Genomic DNA, 970 nt, shown 5'->3' with positions numbered 1-970 from the left:
CGCGCCCGGCGGCCGCCGCGCGCGACCGTGGTCTCCAGCAGCGCGCCGACCCGGCGCAGCGGCTCGGCCAGCCGGGCGAACGGCTCGCCGTCGATCAGAGCCCGCCCGCCGGTCGGCCGGTCCAGGCCGAGGATCATCCGCATGGTGGTGGACTTGCCGGCGCCGTTCGGCCCCAGAAAGCCGGTCACCCGTCCAGGGCGCACCGTGAACGACAGGTCCTCGACGGCGACGGTCGTGCCGTACCTCTTGCTCAGGTTCCGTACTTCGATCACCCGTTCCACGCTAGGAACGGGCCGGGCGCGGGACAGTCCTCGAAAGTCGACGACTCCGCCGACCAAGGTCGGCGCGGCCCCGGGCGACGTAGCCTGCTGCGCATGGGCCGACACCTCCTCGCCGCCGCCGCCGTCGTCGTGGCGGATACGGCGCTGCTCGCCGCCGCGTACGGGAACGCGCTCCACGTGTGGGGCGTCCTGGTCTGCGCACTCGTGCTCGCGCTGGTCGTCGTGCTGTCCCACCGGGTCCCGGTCGCGGCCTTCACCGTCGCGCTCGGGATCTTCGTGGCGGTCGGCGGCGCGTACGTCCTGCTCCTGTGGACGGCCTACCAGGCCGGTCGTCGCGTCGTGTCTCGCGGTGGCACGGCGGCCGCCGTCGGCGCGGCGCTCGGCGGCCTGGGCGGCAAGCTCCTGGTCCGGCCGCCCGAGCCCCGGTCGATCCCGGGCTTCGTCTGCGCGTATGTCGTGTTCGTCGCCCTGCCGCTGCTCGTCGGCCGCTACCTCGCCCAGCACGAGCGGCTGCTGTCGGCGCTCGACCGGAACAACCGCCGGCTCCGCCGGGAGCGTGAGCTGCTCGCCGAACGCGAACGCCTGCGCGAGCGGCTGCGGATCGCACGGGACATGCACGACTCGCTCGGCCACCGGCTCAGCCTCGTGACCATCCAGGCGTCGGCGCTGGAGGTGTCGGTGCCGCCGCC

General features: G+C 74.4%; 2 protein-coding genes. One reads left to right on the top strand and one right to left on the bottom strand.

What is annotated here, in order from left to right:
* The coding region (locus ACFFNX_RS51185) for an ATP-binding cassette domain-containing protein (RefSeq protein ID WP_378213769.1) at positions 1-272 on the bottom strand (272 nt) is incomplete at its 3' end.
* Between the two features lie 102 nt (positions 273-374).
* On the opposite strand from ACFFNX_RS51185, the gene ACFFNX_RS51180 reads away from it, so the two are divergent.
* The coding region (locus ACFFNX_RS51180; protein ID WP_378213768.1) for a histidine kinase dimerization/phosphoacceptor domain-containing protein at positions 375-970 on the top strand (596 nt) is incomplete at its 3' end.

The sequence above is a fragment of the Actinoallomurus acaciae genome (assembly GCF_042429965.1).
Taxonomy (GTDB): domain Bacteria; phylum Actinomycetota; class Actinomycetes; order Streptosporangiales; family Streptosporangiaceae; genus Actinoallomurus; species Actinoallomurus acaciae.
This window is presented reverse-complemented; position numbering and strand designations above follow the sequence as displayed.